This is a genomic window from Caballeronia sp. LZ008, assembly GCF_031451435.1.
Taxonomy (GTDB): Bacteria; Pseudomonadota; Gammaproteobacteria; order Burkholderiales; family Burkholderiaceae; genus Caballeronia; species Caballeronia zhejiangensis.
In genome coordinates this window covers 1,256,974-1,276,174 of record NZ_JARUXK010000004.1, presented here as the reverse complement: position 1 = coordinate 1,276,174, position 19,201 = coordinate 1,256,974, and the positions used below count along the sequence as shown (strand labels likewise).

Genomic DNA, 19,201 nt, shown 5'->3' with positions numbered 1-19,201 from the left:
CGAGTCCAGCGAGGATCGAAGATGAATCATCGTAACGCGCCCGATGCACGAAACGCAGGAAACGCGGTCACGCTCGTCACGGTGCCCGGCTTGCACGGCAGCGAGGACGCGCACTGGCAGAGTTGGCTCGAACGCGAGATGCCCGGCACGCGGCGCGTCGAGCAACGCGACTGGAGCACGCCGAATCTCGCGATCTGGAGCGATGCCGTCCTCGACGTCCTCGCGGGCATCGACGGTCCTGTCGTCATCGCGGCGCATAGCTTCGGCTGTCTTGCGGCAGGACATGCGCTGAGTCACGCATACTTGCCGAACGTGAAGGGCGTGCTGTTCGTCGCGCCCGCGAGCCCGGCGAAGTTCCGTTTCGCGGGCGCGTTCAATGCGCGCAGGCTCGATACGCTGTCGCTCGTCGTCGGCAGCGAGACCGATCCGTGGATGCCGCTCGACGACGCGCGCACGCTCGCGCAGCGCTGGAACAGCGCGTTCGTCAATCTCGGCGATGCGGGGCATATCAATACATCGGCGGGATTCGGGCCGTGGCCGCTCGCGAAGCATTTCGTCGAAACGCTCGCCCGCCGCGCGTCGCCCGAATACGAAGAGGAGGAACAGCGCGCGTATGGTTGACCCCGCCGTCTGAATTCGTTCAATGTATGCATGGCCGCCCTCGGGCGGCCTTTGTCTGTTGTGCGGTAGACAAACCCCTTGTCTCTGGAGAGAAAATGGCAGTTCACAAGAAGTTGATCGTTACGGTTGCACTCGGCATCGCGGCGAGCTTCGCGCATGCGGACACGACGCTGCTCAACGTCTCGTATGACGTGACGCGCGAGCTGTACAAGGATATCGACGCGGCCTTCGTCGCTGACTACAAAAAGAAGTCGGGCGAGACGGTATCGGTGCGGCAGTCGCACGGCGCATCGAGCGCGCAGGCGTTGTCGGTGACGCAAGGTTTGCAGGCCGATGTCGTCACGATGAATCAACCCAACGACATCGACTTGCTCGCGGAGCGCGGTCAGCTCGTGCCCGCGAACTGGCGCAGCCGTCTGCCGGACGCGAGCGCGCCCTACACGACGACGATGGTTTTCCTCGTCCACAAGGGCAATCCGAAGAACATCAAGGACTGGAGCGATCTCGCGCGGCCCGGCGTGCAAGTGGTGATAGCGAATCCGAAGACATCGGGCAACGGACGCTATGCGTATCTCGCGGCATGGGGCTTCAAGAAGCAGCAAGGCGCAAGCGACGCGCAGGCGCAAGACTTCGAGAAAGCCGTCTTCAGGAACGTGCCCGTGCTCGATACGGGCGGGCGCGGCGCGACGACGACCTTCACGCAGCGCGGCATCGGCGATGTGCTCGTCACCTTCGAAAACGAAGTCGGCCTGATGAGCGCGGGACCGGGCGCGAAGGACTTCGAGGCGGTGTATCCGTCGGTGAGTCTGCTCGCGGAACCGCCTGTGTCGATCGTCGACAAGGTCGTGGACAAGCGCGGCACGCGCAAGGAAGCGCAGGCGTATCTCGACTTTCTGTTCACGCCTGCCGCGCAGGAAATCATCGCGCAGCATCATCTGCGTCCGCGCAACGCCGACGTGCTTGCAAAACACGCGAGCGAGTTCAAGCCGCTGAAAACCTTCACCGTCGAGCAGATGTTCGGAAGCTGGCAGAAGGCGCAGCAGACGCATTTCGCCGATGGCGGCACGTTCGATCAGGTCGTGGCGGACAAGAACTAGCATCGTTCGTATTCGAAACTGCGTGCGCAGCGCGAAGAGCAACGGGGGGACTTGGGATTAAGCTGTACGTTTTCCCCCAACGGTGACTGCGATGCCCTCGTCGAACGCAAGCGCGAAGCTCATCGTCGTTACCGTGCTCGTCGGTCTGGGCGCGGGTCTCGGCGGAATGTCGCTGGCGCTCTTGCTGCATCTGATCCAGCACGTCGCGTTCGGCTACAGCCTCGATGCGTTCACCAGCGGCGAAAGCTTTCTCGAAGGCATTTCGGCTGCGTCGCCCGCGCGGCGCTTCATCGTGCTGACGCTTTGCGGTGTCGTCGCGGGCGTCGGCTGGTGGTGCGTGCATCGCTTCGGCAAACCGCTCGTCAGCATCGCGAAGGCCGTCAAGGCCGACGATCCGCGCATGCCGCCCGGCAGCACGATCGCGCATGCGCTCCTGCAGATCGTCACGGTCGCGATGGGCTCGCCGCTCGGCCGCGAAGTCGCGCCGCGCGAAATCGGCGCGTTATGGTCCGGCTGGCTCGCGCACTACGCGGGACTCACGCCCGCGCAATCGCGCATCATGGTCGCGTGCGGCGCGGGCGCGGGGCTTGCCGCCGTCTATAACGTGCCGCTCGGCGGCGCCGTGTTCGTGCTGGAAGTGCTGCTCTGCACGTTCGATGGCGCGATCATCGCGGCGGCGTTCGTGACGTCGTCGATCGCGGCAATGGTCGCGTGGATCGGGCTCGGCGACGGGCATCAGTATCATCTGCCGGACTTCACGCTGAACGCGCAACTGCTCGCGTGGGCCGTTGTCATGGCGCCGGTTTTCGGGGCGGCCGCGCGTCTTTTCGCGAAGCTCACGAGCGCCGCACGCGAAAACGCGCCACGCGGCAAGACGTTGCCTGTGCTGACGATCGCGAATTTCGCGCTAGTCGGCGCGCTGGTCATGTATTACCCGCAGCTCGCGGGAAACGGCAAAGGTCCGGCCGGTCTTTCCTTCGAAGATCACGTGAGCTTCGCGCTCGCGGGCGTGCTGCTCGTGCTGAAGGTAACGATCGAAGTGAGCTCGCTGCGCGCGGGCGCGCAAGGCGGCCTGCTCACGCCGGGCCTCACCAACGGCGCGCTGCTCGCCATCGTGCTCGGCAGTCTGTGGAACGGCATCTGGCCGGGCACGCCGCTCGGCGCGTTCGCGGTCATCGGCGCGGGTGCGTTTCTCGGCGCGGCGATGCAGATGCCGCTGACCGCGCTCGTGCTGATGCTCGAATTCACGCGTTTCGATCACGACTTCCTGATTCCGTCGGCGATTGCGATAGCGGGCGCGACGCTCACCTATCGCTGGCTCGCGCAACGTTCGCCCGCGCCTTCGGCCGCGCCGCAGCAAACGTTGCGAGGTCTCTCCGACTGATCGTCCGAACATCGCGTTTGCACGACCGATGCTTCCGGCGCAACCGGCGAACCCATCGCCTGAAAGAGCGCGGCGGTATCGCTCAGACGCGCGCTGCTCGCGCGGATCGTCGCAAGCCGCGCGTTGAGATACTGCTGCTCGCTGCCGCGCGCCGCGCGAGGCGGGATCGCGCCGAGACGCACGCGCGCAGCCGCATCCGCCGATGCATCGCGTGCCGCGTTGCTCGCGCGATCGGCGAAGGCGAGCGTTTCGCTGTCCGTTTCGAGCGACGCCAGCGTGTTCGCGACGTTCTGAAACGCCGCGAGCACGGTCTGCTTGTACTGCGCGACGGCGGCCTCATACGTGGCGATGGCCGCGCGCCGTTGCGCGAGCAGCGCGCCGCCATGAAAGATCGGCTGCGACAGCGATGCGCCCACGCTCCACAACGCGCCCGCGCCCGAGAGCGCGGTCGGCCAGTCGAAGCCGCCTTTGCCCATCGATGCCGATATCGACAAGCTCGGAAACAACTGCGCCGTCGCGACGCCGACTTGCGCCGCCGACGCCTTCAACGCCGAATCGGCGGCCTGGATGTCGGGGCGCGTCTGCAGCAATTCCGACGGCAGCACGACCGGCACATCGGACGGCACGGCGAGGCTCGCGAGATCGAGATCGTCGGGCGCCTGATCGGGCGTGCGTCCGAGCAGGACGGCGAGCGCGTGGCGGGTCGCAAGCCATTGCGCGCGCAAGCCCGGCAATTGCGATGCGAGCGACGCCGCGTTCTGCTGTGCGGCGAGCATGTCGGCGCGCGATGCGGAGCCGAGCGCGTAGCGGCGTTCGGCATCGTGCGCGTCGTCGTTGGCTAGCGCGACGAGACGCGTCGTCACGTCGATCTGCGCATGCAACGCGGCCGCGCCGATCGCACCCGTCACGATGTTCGCAGCAAGCGCACGGCGCGCGGCATCGAGTTGAAAGGCCTGTTGGTCGACCTGCGCGGCAAGCGATGCATTCGCATAGCGCGCCGCGCCGAAGAGATCGAACGTGTATTGCGCCTGAATCTGCCCGACGAAGAGGTTGTAGAGCACGGTCGGCGGGCCGCCCTGCGGAATGCCGAAGCCGCGTTGCCGCGTCGCTTGTCCGCCCGCATCGATCTGCGGCAACAGCGACGAACCCACTTGCGCGCGCAACTGTTCGCGCGCCGCGACGAGGCTCTTGTCGGCTGCCGCGAGATTCGGGCTCGCGCGCAAGCCTTCATCGACGAGTGCATTCAGCGTATCCGACCGATAGCGCTTCCACCATTCGGGCACGGGCTTCGCGCCCACATCGAAACGTTGCGACGCGCCTTCTGCGCTCACGCTCGCCTGCACTTGCGTTTCGGCGCCGTAATGCGCGGGCTGCGGCATCGCGGGCGGCTTGCCATCGGGGCCGAGCGCGCACGCATTCAACGCGACGCACGCGCAAGTCATCAATAGCCGGCGATTCATGACGATGCTCCTTCGCGTTCGTCGAGCTTCACGCGAAACCACGCGGCATAGAGCGCGGGCAGATAGAAAAGCGTGAGCACGGTCGCGCTCGTGATGCCGCCCATGAGCGCGGTGGCCATCGGGCCGAAGAAGTTGCTGCGCAGAAGCGGAATCAGCGCGAGCACGGCGGCGGCTGCGGTCAGCGTGATAGGGCGGAAGCGCCGCACCGTCGCGCCGATTATCGCATCGAATCGCTTGTGCCCCGACGCGATGTCCTGCTCGATCTGATCGACGAGAATCACCGAGTTGCGCATGATGATGCCGAACATCGCTATGACGCCGAGCATCGCGACGAAGCCGAACGGCTTGCCGAATGCGAGCAGCGTGACGACCACGCCGATGAGTCCGAGCGGCGCGGTGAGCACGACCATCATCACGCGCGAGAAGCTCTGCAATTGAATCATCAGCAGCGTGAGCACCACGATCACCATCACCGGCATCTGCGCGTTGATCGACGCCTGACCCTTGCCGCTTTCCTCCACCGATCCGCCCACTTCCACGCGATAACCCACGGGCAATGCGCGGCGAATCTCGTCGAGCTTCTCGTCGATGGCGTGCGTCACGTCGATGCCTTGCGCGTCGCCCTTCACATCCGATTGCACGGTGATGGTCGGCTGGCGGTCGCGTTCCCAGATCACGCCGTATTCGAGCGTATCGACGACGCGGCCGAGCGCCCCCAGCGGCACCGGTCCGTGCGGCGTCGGCATCGCGATCGTCGCGAGCCGCGAAGGATCCACACGCTCGGCGCGCGGCGCGCGCAAGTCGACGCTGATGAGCTTGTCGCGCTCGCGATACTGCGTGACGGTCGTGCCGGTCAGCGTCATCGCGAGAAAGCTCGATATGTCCTGCGACGTGACGCCCGCATCGCGCGCCTTCTGTTGATCGATCTCGAAGCGCACCGAGCGCTCCGATGGCTCGTCCCAGTCGAACTGCACATTCGTCGTGCGGGAGTCGGCGCGCATGTCGGCGGCTACTTGTTCCGCGATATGACGCACCGTGCCGATATCGTCGCCGCTCACGCGAAACTGCACCGGATAGCCGACAGGCGGACCATTCTCCAGACGCGACAGGCGCGTACGCACGGCGGGGAAGCGCTCGCGCAACATCGGATCGAGCCAGCGCGCGAGCTGCTCGCGCGCTTCGACCGACTTCGCGGTGACGACGAACTGCGCGAAGTTGGGCGTCGGCAATTGCTGATCGAGCGGCAGATAAAAACGCGGCGCGCCGGTGCCGACGAAGCTCACCACATGATCGATTTCATCGCGGCCCTTCAACGCTTCTTCGAGACGCTTCGCTTCGCGCAAGGTCGCTTCGAACGATGCGCCTTCCTGCAATCTCACGTCGATCAGAAGTTCGGGTCGATCCGAGCTGGGGAAGAACTGCTGCGGCACGAGCGTGAAGCCGGCCATCGCGATGACGAAGAGCACGACCGTGACTGCGAGCACGACGAAGCGCCGCTTCACGCACCAGCCGACCCATCGGCGCAGGCGTCCGTAGAACTTCGTGTCGTAGATATCGTGTTCGTGATCGTCGGGCAGATGCGCTTCTTTCTTGCGCTCGGGAAGCAGCTTGTAGCCGAGCAGCGGAATCAGCACGACCGCCGCGAGCCACGATGCGATCAACGCGATCGCCGATACTTCGAAGATCGAACGCGTGTACTCGCCGGTACTCGACTTCGCGAGCGCGATCGGCAGAAAGCCCGCGACGGTGACAAGCGTGCCGGTCAGCATGGGAAACGCCGTGCTCGTGTAGGCGAACGCGGCGGCGCGCGTGCGGTTCCAGCCTTGTTCGAGCTTCACGGCCATCATCTCGACGGCGATGATCGCGTCGTCGACGAGCAGACCCAATGCGAGAATCAGCGTGCCGAGCGAAACCTTGTGCAAGCCGATATCGAAGAAATACATGAAGAGCGCGGTGACGGCGAGCACGATGGGAATCGAGATCACGACGACCATGCCCGTTCGCACGCCGAGCGATACGAGGCTCACGATCAGCACGATGACGACCGCTTCGGCGACCGCTTCGAGAAAGTCGTCGACGGAATGCGAGACCGCTCGCGGCATGCTCGACACCTCCGTCAGCTTCAAACCCGCGGGTAGTTGCGCACGCAACTTGATCATCGTTTCATCGAGCGATTTGCCGAGACGCACGACGTCTTCGCCCGGCTGCATCGTGATGCCGATGCCGAGCACGGGCACGCCCGCCGAACGCATCTGCGTGACGGGCGGATCGATGTAGCCGCGCTTGACCGTCGCGATATCGCCGAGCCGGAACGAACGCCCGTTCACGTTGATGAGCGTATCGGCGAGCGCGTCCACGCTCTTGAACTGGCCGCTCGGACGCACGAATACGCGATCGTTCGGCGTGGTCAGCACGCCCGCGCTCGACACGGCGTTCTGTCCGTCGATGGCCTGCGCGATCTGCTGCGGCGAGATGTTCAGACGCGTGAGCGTCGTATTGGGGATCTCGACATAGATGCGCTCTTCCTGATCGCTGAAGTAATCGACTTTCGCGACGCCCGGCACGCGCAACAGAACCGTGCGCAGCGAATCGGCGTAATCGTGCAGTTGCGCGGGCGAGAAGCCGTCGCCTTCGAGCGCGTAGATGTTGGTGTAGACATCGCCGAACTCGTCGTTGAAGAAAGGGCCTTGGGTGCCGGGCGGCAAGGTCGCGGCGATATCGCCCACTTTCTTGCGGATCTGATACCACTCCTCGGGCACGTCTTTCGCGGGCGCGGAATCTTTCATCTGAAAGAAGATCAGCGATTCGCCGGGACGCGAATAGCTGCGCATGAAATCCGTGTAGGGCGTTTCCTGCAGCTTGCGCGCGATGCGGTCGGTCACTTCCTCCTGCACCTGTCGCGCGGTCGCGCCGGGCCAGAACGTGCGGATCACCATCACGCGGAACGTGAAAGGCGGGTCTTCCGACTGCGCGAGCCGCGTGTACGCGAGGATGCCGAAGATCGTCGCCATCGCGATGAGAAACACGACGAGCGCGCGATGCCGCAGCGCCCACGCGGAGAGATTGAAGCGGCCTTCTTCGTGGCGATAGGCGTCGTTGTCTTCGCGTGTATCGCTCATGACGCGAAGTCCTCGGGATGCAGCGGCGCGACGACGCGCACTTTCTCGCCCGCGGACACCGTATGCACGCCTTGCCACACGATGCGCTCGCCCGCCGCGATGCCGCCCGCGAGCGTCACCGTGCGCTCGCCATAGCGCGCGACTTCGACGCGCCGCAGTTCGAGCGCATCGCCCGGTTGCTTCACGATCCACACGGCGGGATGGCCGTTGTCGTGAAAGAGCGCCGTCGATGGAATCGTGAACGCGCCTTTCGCGTCGCTGGCTGCCGCGAACGCGATGTCCGCCGTCATGCCGAGCCGCACATCGGGCGTCGGCGCTTCGAGCGTGAGCTTCGCGCGCCAGGTGCGGCTTTGCGTGTCGGCGGCGGGCGACAGTTCGCGCACGCGCGCCTTGAAGGTCTTGCCGGGCAGTGCCGCGAGCTTCACGTTCGCTTCGCGTCCGACGGCGAACGCGGCGAGCGCGGCTTCGGGCACGTCGCAGATCACGTCGATATCGCCGCTCCATGCAAGCGTATAAACGGCCTGGCCTGCCGTGACGTTCTGGCCGGTGTCGGCTTGCTCTGCGGTGATGACGCCCGCGTGATCGGCGGCGAGCGTCGCGTAGCGCAGTTGATCGGCGGAGAGCCCCGCTTGCTGCTGCGCCTGATTGCGCTGCGCGAGCGCCGACGCATACGCGTTCTGCGTCTGTTCGAGCTGCGCGGGCGCGATGAGATTTTCGGCGGCCTGCGCGCGATCGCGATCGAGTTGCTGCTTTGCATAGACGAGCTGATGCTCGGCCGCATCGAGCTGCGCGCGGGCGCTGGCGCTGTTCTTCTCGGCATCGGCGGGATCGAGCCGGGCGACGACTTGCCCCGCCTTCACGCTATCGCCGAGGCGCACGCGCCGTTCGAGAATCTTGCCGTTGATGCGAAACGAGAGCGGCGTCGAATAACGCGATTGCACCTGACCGGGCAGGCTCGACGCGGTCGCGTGGCCGTCGGCTTGTGCCGCGACGGCGACGACCGGACGCGGTGCGGGCGCAGGCGCTTCATGCCGCTTGCAGGCGACGAGCGCAACACAGACGATCGGGACGAATGCCGCGCGCGCCACGACCGACGCGGGTGAGTGCAAGAGCTTCACAGGAACCTCGGCGCCCGCAAGGGCATGGTGCCGCGCGCCGCGAAGACGTGACGCGCCGCTCGTGGGCAAAGCAGGGGAAATGGGTTGTCCGGGGCTGTCCGGCAGCAATTTCGAGAAACGAGCCTGAATGGGGCGGATTGATGCATCGACCTGAAAGCCCCGTCCGGCAAGGGTTTCGACGACCCGGACGCAAATACGAAGTGAATTCTAATACACACTTGTATCTGAATGCAAAGACGGATTCGTAAGCCCTGCGGTGCTACACTGCGCGCATGAAACCAGTCCGTCTCACCCGCGAGCAGAGCCGTGACCAGACGCGCCAGCGTCTGCTCGACGCTGCGCAAGCGGTTTTCACGAAGAAAGGATTCGGCGCATCGAGCGTCGAAGATGTAGCCGCCGACGCGGGCTACACGCGCGGTGCGTTCTATTCGAACTTTTCTAGCAAGGCCGAGTTGCTGCTCGAAGTGCTCAAGCGCGATCACGACACGATCATGCAGCGCCTCTCCACGATTTTCGAAGATGGCGAGGCGTCGCGCGCCGACATGGAAGCGCGCGTGCTGCAGTACTACAGCGAGTGCTATCAGAACAACGCGTGCTTTCTTCTGTGGGTCGAAGCGAAGCTGCACGCGAGCCGCGACGCGAGGTTCCGCGCGAGCTTCAATGCGCTGATGCGCGAACTGCGTCAGACCACGACCGATTACATCCGCGCTTTTTCCGAACGCGTGGGCACGCCGCTCACCATGCCGCCCGAACAGATGGCGCTCGGCCTCATCGCGCTGTGCGACGGCGTGCAGTTCTTCTATTCGTCGGACCCGCAGTCGGTGCCGGCGCAATTCGCCGAGGACGTCCTCGCGCAATTCTTCCGGCGTGTCGTGCTGAGCGGCGCCGCCGAATAGGACAGCCTGATGGCACGCCTGAATTCGATACGCTAATCTTTGCGCGAGAGCCGTTCGCGATCTCGCGCAACGGCGATGATCCTGGAGGGCGACTCCATGAGCGCATTCACGCGGCGCATCGATGCGAGGCGTGTCCTGATGGCACTCGGTGTCTTGATCGGATGTGCGTGCGTGTTTCCGGCGATGGCCGCGCCGCTGACCGGTGCGATGCAGAAGTTCATCGCGCCGCAGACGCCCGCCGATGCGACCGCGGCGTCCGCGCCGTCGTCCGCGAGTCAGGCCGAAATGGTGCGTTCGCTGAACAGCCTCATCGGCACGCTCGACAACGACGCGCAACGCAGCGCGCTCGTCACGCAATTGAAAGCGTTACGCGATGCGACGCAGAGCGCCGCGCCCGCCACGCCAGCGCCCGCCAATGCCGATCTTCTAGGCGCGATCGCATCGGGCATTGCATCCGTCGAAACGAATCTCAGCGAAGGGCTCACGCCGATGCGTTTTTGGACCGCGCGCGGCAGTGCGGCCGCGGGCGAATTGCAGGCCGTCGTCACGGGCGCGAAAGGCGAATCGTTCGGCAGGATCGTCAGCGGCATGGGCGCGACGCTCGCGGGATGGGGCCTGTGCGCGTTCTTGCTGATCCGCGTGCAGCGGCGCATCTTCGCGCGCTATGGCCGCGACGTCGCGCTCGCGCCGAATCCGACATCGACGCAATTGCTCGCGTTCGCGCTGCGTCAGACGGGGCCGTGGGTCGTCGCGTTCATCGCGGTGCTGCTCTTCGTGCGCGCGATGCCCGATGCGCTAGGCCGCACGCTCGGGCTCGTCATTGCTTATGCGATTGTCGCGGGCTCGATCTTCTCTGCCATCTGCATGATCGTGTTTTCGGTGTTCAGCACGGCGCATCGGCGCGTGGCCGTGCAGCAACTGCTGACGCGCACGCTCTGGCCGCTCTTTGCGATCGGCGCATGCGGCGCGCTCGGCGATGCCACCGCCAACGCCGATGTCACACGGCAGCTCGGCCCCAATCTCGCGGGCATCATCTCGACCTTCGCGGGGCTCGCCGCCGCGTTGCTGTGCGGCTATTTCGCGCTCGCTTACCGGCGGCCCGTGACGCATCTGATCCGCAATCGGCCGTATGCGCGCAGGCGCGATCATCAGTTCGCGACGGAAGCGCTCGATATCCTCGCGTCGCTATGGCATATCCCGATACTGCTGATCGCGGTGGCATCGGTCGTCGCGATCATCGACGGGCGCGGCGCGGAAGGCGACGTGCTGCGGCCGTCGTTATTGAGCGCGGCGCTGCTCGTGCTTACGCTGTTCGCGTCCGCGCTGCTGCTGCATTTGACGCGCCGGCGCGACACGCGCGCGCAGCGCCGCGCGCCGCATCTCACGCGCCTGTTGCGCTTCGGATGCACGCTGATCGTATTGTTGATCTGGCTGGCTTATCTGCGCTTCGAGCTCGAGCTATGGAGCGGACCGATCGCGCGGCTCATCAGGCACAGCGCGATGACGCCCGGCTTCAGGCACGCGCTGATCGCGGTCGTCGCGACGGTGTTCGGCGCGTGGTTCATCTGGATCGTGCTCGATACCGTGATACTCGAAGCGCTCGGCCAGAACAGTTCGCGCAACAAGGCACTGAGTCCCGGCGTGCGCGCCCGCACGATGTTGCCGCTCGTGCGCAATGGCATCTTCGTGACGGTCGCGAGCCTCGCGGCCATCGTCGCGTGCGCGAGTCTCGGCATCAACCTGACGCCGCTGCTCGCGGGCGCCGGCGTGATCGGCCTGGCGGTCGGCTTCGGCGCGAAATCGCTCGTCACCGATCTGATCACGGGGCTGTTCATCATCGTCGAGGAGACGATTTCGGTCGGCGACTGGATCGACATCGACGGCGGACACGCGGGCACCGTGATGGACCTGACGATCCGCACGGTGCGCCTGCGCGACGGACAAGGCGCGGTTCACACGATTCCGTTTTCGCAGATCAAGATCGTGAAGAACCTGTCGCGCGATTTCGCGAATGCCGTGTTCGAAGTGCGCGTGCCGTTCTCGGCGAAGCTCGACGACATCACGCGCATGATCAACGAAGTGGGCGCCGACATGATGGCCGACTTTCGCTTTCGCAACGAAATAATCGGGCCGGTCGAAGTGTGGGGACTCGATCGCTTCGAGTCGAACTGCATCGTCGTGAAAGGGCAGATCAAGACGAAACCGCTCCAGCAATGGAGCGTCGCGCGCGCCTTCAATGCGAGGCTCAAACTCAAGATGGATGAAGCGGGCATCGAGATGATGTTGCCGCAGATGCACATCCAGACATCGAAGGAGAGCGACGAACGCTCGCAGGCTCAGACCCGGCATGCAGCGGATGGCGCCGTGCAGCCGGATCTTCGCGTGCTCAAGGAATCTCCGTGATTCAGAAGGGCCATACCCAGTCGGCGATTTCCGGCTTGTCGGTGCCGTGCGTATGCGCGTAATCGAGGTGACGGATGATCGCGTTCTTCATGTCCTCCCTCAAGTGCGCGGTCCTTGCCTGCAGGCGCGGCACGCGATCGAGCACATCGATGACGAGATTGAAACGATCGACCTGATTGAGTATCGCCAGTTCAAGCGGCGTGTTGATGTTGCCTTTTTCCTTATAGCCGCGAACGTGCAGATTCTCGTGATTGTGAAAGCGATAAGCGAGCTTGTGAATCAGCCACGGATAACCGTGGAAGTTGAAGATCACAGGCTTGTCGAGCGTGAAGAGGCTATCGAATTCACGCGCGCTCGATCCGTGCGGATGCTCGGTGTCGGGCTGCATCTTGAAGAGATCGACTACGTTCACGAAGCGCAATTTCAATTCGGGCAACTGCTCGCGCAGGATCGCCGCGGCGGCTAGCGCTTCTTGCGTCGCGACATCGCCGCAAGAGGCGAGCACGACGTCGGGCTCCTCGCCTTCATCGGTGCTCGCGCGCCGCCATATGCCGATGCCTTTGGCGCAATGAACGATCGCTTCGTCGATGGTCGCGAATTGCAGATGCTTCTGCTTGTCCGCGACGATGATGTTGATGCAGTCGGTCGAGCGCAGACATTGATCGGCCACGACGAGCAGTGTGTTGGCATCGGGCGGCAGATACACGCGCGTGACCGAAGGGCTCTTGTTCGTGACGAGATCGATGAAGCCCGGGTCCTGATGCGAGAAGCCGTTGTGATCCTGCCGCCATACCGTCGATGAAAGCAGAATCGTTTCCGACGAAACCGATGCGCGCCAGGGCACATGGTTCTTGCAGATGTCGAGCCATTTCGCATGTTGATTGAACATCGAATCGATGACATGCGCGAACGCTTCGTACGTGTGGAAGAAACCGTGCCGCCCTGAAAGCAGATAACCTTCGAGCCAGCCGAGCAATGTGTGCTCGGAAAGCATTTCCATCACGCGGCCGTCGCGGGACAACTCGCCGCCGTCTTCGTCTTCGGGTAGAAGGTCGGCCATCCAGACTTTCTTGCTGACTTCATAGATCGCCTGAAGCCGATTCGAGGCCGTTTCATCGGGGCCGAACACGCGGAACCGGTCCATGTTGCAGCGCATGACGTCGCGCAGGAATGCGCCGAGCGGACGGGTATTTTCGTGCAGGAGCTTGCCGGCCTGACCGACATCGACGGCATAGTCGCGGAAATCGGGCAGCTTGAGTTCCTTGCGCAACGTGCCGCCATTCGCATGCGGATTCGCGCTCATGCGCCGTGCGCCAACGGGCGCGATCGATCTGATCTCTTCACGCAGGCGGCCGGTTTCATCGAAGAGTTCTTCGGGCTTATAGCTTTGCATCCAGCGTTCGAGCACGGCGAGATTCGCGGGATTGTTATGCACGTCGGAGAACGGCACCTGATGGGCGCGCCATGAACCTTCGACCTTATGTCCGTTGATTTCCTTCGGACCGGTCCAGCCTTTCGGCGTGCGCAAAACGATCATCGGCCAGCGCGGCCGTTTCACATGGCCATCGTTGCGTGCCTTGTCCCAGATCGCGCGGATGTCGGCGGTCGCGGCATCGAGCGTTTCCGCCATCTTCTTATGCATTTCGTTGTGATCCGATCCCTCGACGAAATAAGGCCGATAACCATAACCGACGAACAAGGCCTCCAGCTCGTCATGACCGATGCGCGCGAGGATCGTCGGATTCGCGATCTTATAGCCGTTGAGATTGAGGATCGGCAGCACCGCGCCATCGCGCGCGGGATTGATGAACTTGTTCGAGTGCCACGCCGTTGCGAGCGGACCGGTTTCCGCTTCGCCGTCGCCGACGACGCACGCGACGATCAACTCCGGATTGTCCAGTGCCGCGCCATAAGCGTGCGAAAGGCTATAGCCGAGTTCGCCGCCTTCATGGATCGATCCCGGCGTTTCGGGCGTCACATGCGAGCCGATATGCCCCGGAAAGGAAAACTGCTTGAAGAACTTCTGCATGCCTTCGGCATCTTCGCTCTTGTCCGGATAGACCTCCGAATACGTGCCTTCGAGATACGCGGGACCGAGCACGCCGGGCGCGCCGTGACCGGGTCCGGCCATGAAGATCACGTCGATGTCGTCGCGCCTGATGACGCGGTTCAGATGCGCCCATACGAACGACAGTGCGGGACTCGCGCCCCAGTGCCCGAGCAGCCGGTGCTTGACGTGTTCGGCCTTCAGCGGTTCGCGCAGCAGCGGGTTATCGGCGAGAAAGATCATGCCTGCCGAAAGATAATTGCACGCGCGCCACCACGCATCGACGAGGCGAAGTTCATCGCCTTCGAGAGCAGAAGAATGCGACGCGCCATTTCTGGAGTGCTTGCTCATCACGAGGTCTCCTTTCATTGAACGTTCACCGGCGATTGCGGGAATGCGATAGACAGGAAACAACCTGTCCTGCACATCAATACTTGATATTGCGTGCTGCCTGTCGTCCCTGTTGCTTCGTGTCGCGTTTGTCGTGACGGCAACTCGCGTTCGATTGCTGATTCGCCGCGCGGCAATCCTGTTTCGTATGGCGTGCGTGCTGTCGCGTGTCCTGGCGGACGTCGCGTCCCGCGCGGCGTTGTTGTGCCTGTTCCGTTGCGAAAGAGGCATTCGGTATGGCGCAGACGAGTATTGCAGTGGACAAGGCAATGAGTCGGAGCTTGCGCGCAAACATGATGTGGTCTCCGGAAGATGCGTGATCGGAGTCGATCCGCTCTTCAAGATAGATGCTGCGTGCAGAGTTGTGAAACCCGTCATGCAATTCGAGAATCACATTTCGATTCGTTGCACAATTCATGATTACGATTCGATGGCGTCATTGTCAGGAAACGCACCGCCAAATGAATTAAAATGATTTAAGAGCGCTGAATTTCATTCGACCGTAGCGTCTTTCGGGCATTCGATGACACGTCTTATCCGAAGGTATTGGGTCGCCGGCATCATGGCTTTTGTTGTCGGCAGCTTCGCATCAGCCAGCGAACAGGCTCGCCTGATCCCCAATCAGCGCGTGGCGGCGAATGTGCTGTTCTTTCCCGCGCCAGCCATTGTCTCGACCGAAAGCGTGTCTCGCGTCGGGCCTCGTCATCCGCGATATGCATTCAAGGGCACGATGGACGCGCTCGACGCCATCGCATTGTCGAAGTACGAAAGAAATGTTCATCCCGATCTGAGCCAGCTCGCGCGGGCTTATCCCTTGCCGCTATCGCCCAATTCGGCGCCCGTTCGGGTGCAGCCGCGCGACGACATCACGAACGACACGGACGATTGGCATTTCTCTGCCAATCCGCAGCTCGGCGTGAATCACGAGCATGAAAAGGGCATGACATTCTCGGTGCGCCACGACTTTTAAGCGAACGCCCGAGCCCGTGCTCGCGCGCGATATTTTCAGGTTGCCGGTTATCGTTTCGGTCGCATAAAGTGGATGAGGCATGCGTGTCTTTACCCGACATCGATGGAGCCTCGGCAAATGAAAAAGTTGCTTATGAGCGGTGCGGCCACGATGATCGCTTGCGCGGGCGCGGCCCACGCGCAAAGCAGCGTGACGCTCTACGGCCTCATCGACGCCGGCATCACGTATTCGAACAATCAGATCACGCCGACCGGCGGCGGCCACAGCAATTGGGAACTGAAAAGCGGCCCAGTCCAATACAGCCGATGGGGCTTGCGCGGCGCTGAAGATCTCGGCGGGGGATTGAAAGCTATCTTCAATCTGGAAAGCGGCTTCAATCTGAACAATGGACAATCGTCGGTGAATAACCGCCTCTTCAACCGGCAGGCGTATGTCGGCTTGTCGAGCCGCGATTACGGCGTTATCACGTTCGGCCGTCAGACCGACGACATGGTCGATTTCGTCGCGCCACTATCATTGACGGGCACGGAGTATGGCGGCACGCATTTCGCACATCCATTCGATATAGATAACCTCAACGATTCGTTCCAGATCAACAACGCCGTGAAGTATCAGAGCCCGGACTTCGCGGGATTCAAGCTCGGTGCGTTATATGGTTTCTCGAACCAGGCCGGCGGATTTTCGAACAATCGTGCGTATAGCTTCGGCATGTCGTATATGTGGGGACCGCTTAGTTTCGGCGCGGGCTTCCTGCAATTGAACAGCGACGCCGCGACGCCGGGGCAGCTGAACACCAACGGCGCCGTCACCGATACGACCGGCTCTTCGCTACAGGGCGTGCTCACGACGACGGCCGTTCCGCTAGGCGCGCTGGCGGGCCGTCAGCAGACGTGGGGCGCGGGCGTGAGCTACGCGATCGGCCCGGCGGTGGCGGGCCTCGTCTATACGCAGACGAATCTGACGGAGCTGTTCCAGACCGGCTCTTCGACGCATGTCCAGAACTTCGAAGGCAACGTGCGCTACGCGCTGACGCCCGCCGTCGAACTTTCGGCCGCGTACACGTATTCGCGCGCGGGCGGGCTCGGGGGCGCGGGCAATCCGCACTGGAATCAGGTCAGCGCGATGGCCGGCTATGCCTTCTCGCGGCGCACCGATGTCTACATCCAGGGCGTATGGCAAGGCGTGAGCGCCAGCGCCAATTCGCCATTGGGTGTGGCTTGGATCAACGGCCTCACGGCGCCATCGTCGACGAGCAATCAGGTCGAAGCGACGGTCGGCTTGCGGCACCGGTTCTGACTTCGAACGCACGAGGCATCGGCAATGCGTTTGCCCGATGCCGATACTTGCGGCCCCAGCTGGTCACGGGCGGCGCAACTTCATCGGAACAGAAGTTCTCAAACTCGCGCCATGTCTCTTCGTAATCGCCTGCGCGCGCGAGCTCGAACTGATGCCCGTCCGTCGCGCACGACGCGAGATTCATGAACTGCTTCAATATCGGCCGGCAGGCGTGGCTGATGTACGGATCGGCTTCCTCGCGCGGCCACTCGTTCGCGGCGATGAGCATCTGACGCCACGCGAGAATGGTTTCGCGGCAGGCGGTGCATTGCGCATCGCCCTGAATGAGCGCGCTCGCTTCGAGCACGGCGATCGCGTGCTCTTCGAACTTCGACAGCTTGATCCACGCGGCGCGCGCAAGCGAATCGGCCTTCCCTTCGCAGAACTCGATGAGCGCGCTGTCGACCTCCGGCGGCGGCTCGAGCTTCATGACGACGCCTTCCTCACGCAGCATCACGCGCACGCCGAAATCCGCGACGAGCATCGCGAGACGGCAACCCCAGCGCATGCTCATGTCGTGAAGCCAGGCTTCATCGGAAGTCCGAAGCGCGGCGGCGATTTCCTCGCGCGCATCCACGAGCCATCGGCTTTGCGCGACTCCGTCTGTTCGACTCATGGCGGCATCTCGATGCGAGTGAAGCAATAAGCTTAACTCGCCGGGCCGGGGCGTGCGCGCGAGCGTGCCAACCACGTCGCGGGCGTGAAAATGCAGAACCGGTTAGCCTCTTCTATCCGCGGATTCGTCGACCAGGAGCGCCATTGAACAACCCGCAACGCGTGCACGCCGTCGCCTCGCCCGCGAGTCCTTGCGACGAACTCGCGATCCGCGCGCAACCCGTCGCCGCCGATCAGCCGTGCCATCGCAAGCGCCTCGCGCTGTCCGCGACGATTCTCGGATCGAGCATGGCGTTCATCGACGGCTCGGTCGTCAACGTCGCGCTGCCGTCGATCCAGAGCGAGCTCGGCGCGAGCATTGCGGCGATGCAGTGGGTCGTCAACGCGTATCTGCTGTTTCTGGGCGCGCTCGTGCTGGTCGGCGGCGCGATGGGCGACAAGCTCGGACGGCGCAAGGTGTTCGTCGCGGGCGTCGCGATCTTCACGGTCGCGTCGGCGGCGTGCGGCTTCGCGCCGGGCACGGGCTGGCTGATCGCGGCGCGCGCATTGCAGGGCATCGGCGCGGCGCTGCTCGTGCCGGGCAGCCTTGCGATCATCGGCGCGATATTCGACGGCGAGGCGCGCGGGCGCGCGATCGGCACGTGGGCGGGCGTCGGCGCGATCACGTCGTCGGTCGGTCCGGCGGCGGGCGGCTGGCTCGTCGATGCATTTTCGTGGCGCGCGATTTTTTTCCTCAACGTGCCGCTCGCGGCCGCGACGATCGCGCTGGCGATGGCTTCCGTGCCCGACAGCCACGACGCCGACGCGCCGCCAACCCTCGACTGGCCCGGCGCGGCGAGCACGGCGGCGGGCCTCGCGATGCTGACCTACGGTCTCACGGAAGCGCCGTCGCGCGGTTTCGCCGATCCGCTCGTGCTCGGGATGATCGGCGCGGGCATCGTGCTGCTCGCCGCGTTCATCGCGATCGAAGCCAAATCGCGCGATCCGATGGTCCCGCTCGACATCTTCCGTTCGCGCGATTTCAGCGGCGCGAATATCGTCACGCTGCTGCTGTACTTCGGGCTCGGCGGCGTGCTGTTTTTCCTGCCGTACACGCTGATTCGCGCATACGGTTTCACCGCGACGGAAGCGGGCGCGGCGGTGTTGCCGATGCCGCTCATCATCGGTTTGCTGTCGCGTTTCACGGGCGGGCTGACGAGCCGCTTCGGCGCGCGTGCGCTCCTGATCGCCGGTCCGTGCGTGGCGGGTCTGGGCTTCGCGATGCTCGCGCTGCCGTTCGTCGCGGGCAGCTACTGGATGGGCTTTCTGCCAGCGCTCGTCGTGCTCGGGCTCGGCATGACGATCACCGTCGCGCCGCTGACGACGACCGTGATGGCATCGGCGGGAAGCGAGCGCGCGGGCATCGCGTCGGGCATCAACAACGCGGTCGCGCGCGTGGCGAGCCTGCTCGCGATCGCGGTGCTCGGCATCGTGTTCGTGTGGTCGCACGACGCGGCTTTGTCGGCGCGGCTCGATCGGCTGCATGTACCGCGCGACAGCATGCGCGCGCTGGACGCCCAGCCGAAGTCCGAAGCGTCATCGGCGCCGCTCGCCCGCGCGCAAGCCGATGCCATCGCCGATGCGTTGCGCGCCGTCGCCGCGCTCTCCGCCGCGTGCGCGTTTGCGGCGGCGGGCGCGGCGGCTGCGACGATCCAGCGCCGCAAATGAAAAAACCCGATGCCGGCGCTGAACCGGACATCGGGATTC

14 protein-coding genes are annotated in these 19,201 nt (G+C 64.0%); 8 read left to right on the top strand and 6 right to left on the bottom strand.

Annotated elements, in window-relative coordinates; genetic code table 11:
* The first annotated feature begins 21 nt into the window (after positions 1-21).
* The 3 genes from QCE49_RS30900 (at position 22) to QCE49_RS30890 (ending at position 3,102) form a co-directional block, all read left to right on the top strand.
* On the top strand, positions 22-621 hold the full coding sequence (locus QCE49_RS30900) for an alpha/beta hydrolase (protein ID WP_008352843.1): 600 nt from the start codon (positions 22-24) through the stop codon (positions 619-621).
* Positions 622-716: 95 nt separating this feature from the next.
* On the top strand, positions 717-1,718 hold the full coding sequence (locus QCE49_RS30895) for a sulfate ABC transporter substrate-binding protein (protein WP_250458027.1): 1,002 nt from the start codon (positions 717-719) through the stop codon (positions 1,716-1,718).
* 91 nt (positions 1,719-1,809) lie between these two features.
* Positions 1,810-3,102, top strand: coding sequence for a chloride channel protein (locus QCE49_RS30890; protein WP_175979532.1), 1,293 nt, complete (start codon positions 1,810-1,812; stop codon positions 3,100-3,102).
* On the opposite strand, the gene QCE49_RS30885 is transcribed toward QCE49_RS30890, so the two are convergent.
* From QCE49_RS30885 to QCE49_RS30875, 3 genes are read right to left on the bottom strand one after another with little or no spacing between them, the layout of a single operon-like run.
* Entirely contained in the window at positions 3,027-4,562 is a 1,536-nt protein-coding gene (locus QCE49_RS30885) for an efflux transporter outer membrane subunit (RefSeq protein ID WP_250458026.1), read from the bottom strand. The genes QCE49_RS30890 and QCE49_RS30885 overlap by 76 nt on opposite strands.
* The gene (locus QCE49_RS30880) at positions 4,559-7,681 is read right to left on the bottom strand and encodes an efflux RND transporter permease subunit (RefSeq protein ID WP_250458025.1); all 3,123 of its coding nucleotides are present in this window, start codon (positions 7,679-7,681) and stop codon (positions 4,559-4,561) included. The genes QCE49_RS30885 and QCE49_RS30880 overlap by 4 nt, the downstream gene beginning before the upstream one ends.
* A complete protein-coding gene (locus QCE49_RS30875; protein WP_175979529.1) occupies positions 7,678-8,799 on the bottom strand; it encodes an efflux RND transporter periplasmic adaptor subunit in 1,122 nt (373 codons plus the stop codon). The genes QCE49_RS30880 and QCE49_RS30875 overlap by 4 nt, the downstream gene beginning before the upstream one ends.
* A 272-nt stretch (positions 8,800-9,071) precedes the next feature.
* Here QCE49_RS30875 and QCE49_RS30870 point away from each other — a divergent pair, with 272 nt between their 5' ends.
* Complete coding sequence (locus QCE49_RS30870) at positions 9,072-9,695, top strand: TetR/AcrR family transcriptional regulator (protein ID WP_008352853.1); 624 nt, start codon at positions 9,072-9,074, stop codon at positions 9,693-9,695.
* 96 nt (positions 9,696-9,791) lie between these two features.
* Entirely contained in the window at positions 9,792-12,098 is a 2,307-nt protein-coding gene (locus QCE49_RS30865; RefSeq protein WP_250458024.1) for a mechanosensitive ion channel family protein, read from the top strand.
* A gap of 1 nt (position 12,099) precedes the next feature.
* On the opposite strand, the gene QCE49_RS30860 is transcribed toward QCE49_RS30865, so the two are convergent.
* Both QCE49_RS30860 and QCE49_RS30855 read right to left on the bottom strand, forming a co-directional pair.
* Complete coding sequence (locus tag QCE49_RS30860) at positions 12,100-14,496, bottom strand: phosphoketolase (protein WP_250458023.1); 2,397 nt, start codon at positions 14,494-14,496, stop codon at positions 12,100-12,102.
* Positions 14,497-14,572: 76 nt separating this feature from the next.
* Positions 14,573-14,830, bottom strand: a complete 258-nt coding sequence (locus QCE49_RS30855) for a hypothetical protein (protein WP_033536715.1) — start codon at positions 14,828-14,830, stop codon at positions 14,573-14,575.
* Positions 14,831-15,097: 267 nt separating this feature from the next.
* Here QCE49_RS30855 and QCE49_RS30850 point away from each other — a divergent pair, with 267 nt between their 5' ends.
* Positions 15,098-15,505, top strand: coding sequence for a hypothetical protein (locus tag QCE49_RS30850; RefSeq protein ID WP_008352859.1), 408 nt, complete (start codon positions 15,098-15,100; stop codon positions 15,503-15,505).
* 117 nt (positions 15,506-15,622) lie between these two features.
* A complete protein-coding gene (locus tag QCE49_RS30845; RefSeq protein ID WP_250458022.1) occupies positions 15,623-16,801 on the top strand; it encodes a porin in 1,179 nt (392 codons plus the stop codon).
* On the opposite strand, the gene QCE49_RS30840 is transcribed toward QCE49_RS30845, so the two are convergent.
* The gene (locus QCE49_RS30840) at positions 16,737-17,456 is read right to left on the bottom strand and encodes a hypothetical protein (protein WP_250458021.1); all 720 of its coding nucleotides are present in this window, start codon (positions 17,454-17,456) and stop codon (positions 16,737-16,739) included. The two genes, QCE49_RS30845 and QCE49_RS30840, sit on opposite strands and share 65 nt — an antisense overlap.
* A 143-nt stretch (positions 17,457-17,599) precedes the next feature.
* Between QCE49_RS30840 and QCE49_RS30835 the strand changes: the two genes are divergently transcribed.
* Positions 17,600-19,162, top strand: a complete 1,563-nt coding sequence (locus QCE49_RS30835) for an MFS transporter (RefSeq protein ID WP_250458020.1) — start codon at positions 17,600-17,602, stop codon at positions 19,160-19,162.
* Positions 19,163-19,201 lie beyond the last annotated feature (39 nt).

Coding starts and splice junctions, on each gene's coding strand:
- QCE49_RS30900 (WP_008352843.1), top strand. CDS start 22: ATGAATCATCGTAACGCGCCCGATGCACGAAACGCAGGAAACGCGGTC.
- QCE49_RS30895 (WP_250458027.1), top strand. CDS start 717: ATGGCAGTTCACAAGAAGTTGATCGTTACGGTTGCACTCGGCATCGCG.
- QCE49_RS30890 (WP_175979532.1), top strand. CDS start 1,810: ATGCCCTCGTCGAACGCAAGCGCGAAGCTCATCGTCGTTACCGTGCTC.
- QCE49_RS30885 (WP_250458026.1), bottom strand. CDS start 4,562: ATGAATCGCCGGCTATTGATGACTTGCGCGTGCGTCGCGTTGAATGCG.
- QCE49_RS30880 (WP_250458025.1), bottom strand. CDS start 7,681: ATGAGCGATACACGCGAAGACAACGACGCCTATCGCCACGAAGAAGGC.
- QCE49_RS30870 (WP_008352853.1), top strand. CDS start 9,072: ATGAAACCAGTCCGTCTCACCCGCGAGCAGAGCCGTGACCAGACGCGC.
- QCE49_RS30865 (WP_250458024.1), top strand. CDS start 9,792: ATGAGCGCATTCACGCGGCGCATCGATGCGAGGCGTGTCCTGATGGCA.
- QCE49_RS30860 (WP_250458023.1), bottom strand. CDS start 14,496: ATGAGCAAGCACTCCAGAAATGGCGCGTCGCATTCTTCTGCTCTCGAA.
- QCE49_RS30855 (WP_033536715.1), bottom strand. CDS start 14,830: ATGTTTGCGCGCAAGCTCCGACTCATTGCCTTGTCCACTGCAATACTC.
- QCE49_RS30850 (WP_008352859.1), top strand. CDS start 15,098: ATGGCTTTTGTTGTCGGCAGCTTCGCATCAGCCAGCGAACAGGCTCGC.
- QCE49_RS30845 (WP_250458022.1), top strand. CDS start 15,623: ATGAAAAAGTTGCTTATGAGCGGTGCGGCCACGATGATCGCTTGCGCG.
- QCE49_RS30840 (WP_250458021.1), bottom strand. CDS start 17,456: ATGAGTCGAACAGACGGAGTCGCGCAAAGCCGATGGCTCGTGGATGCG.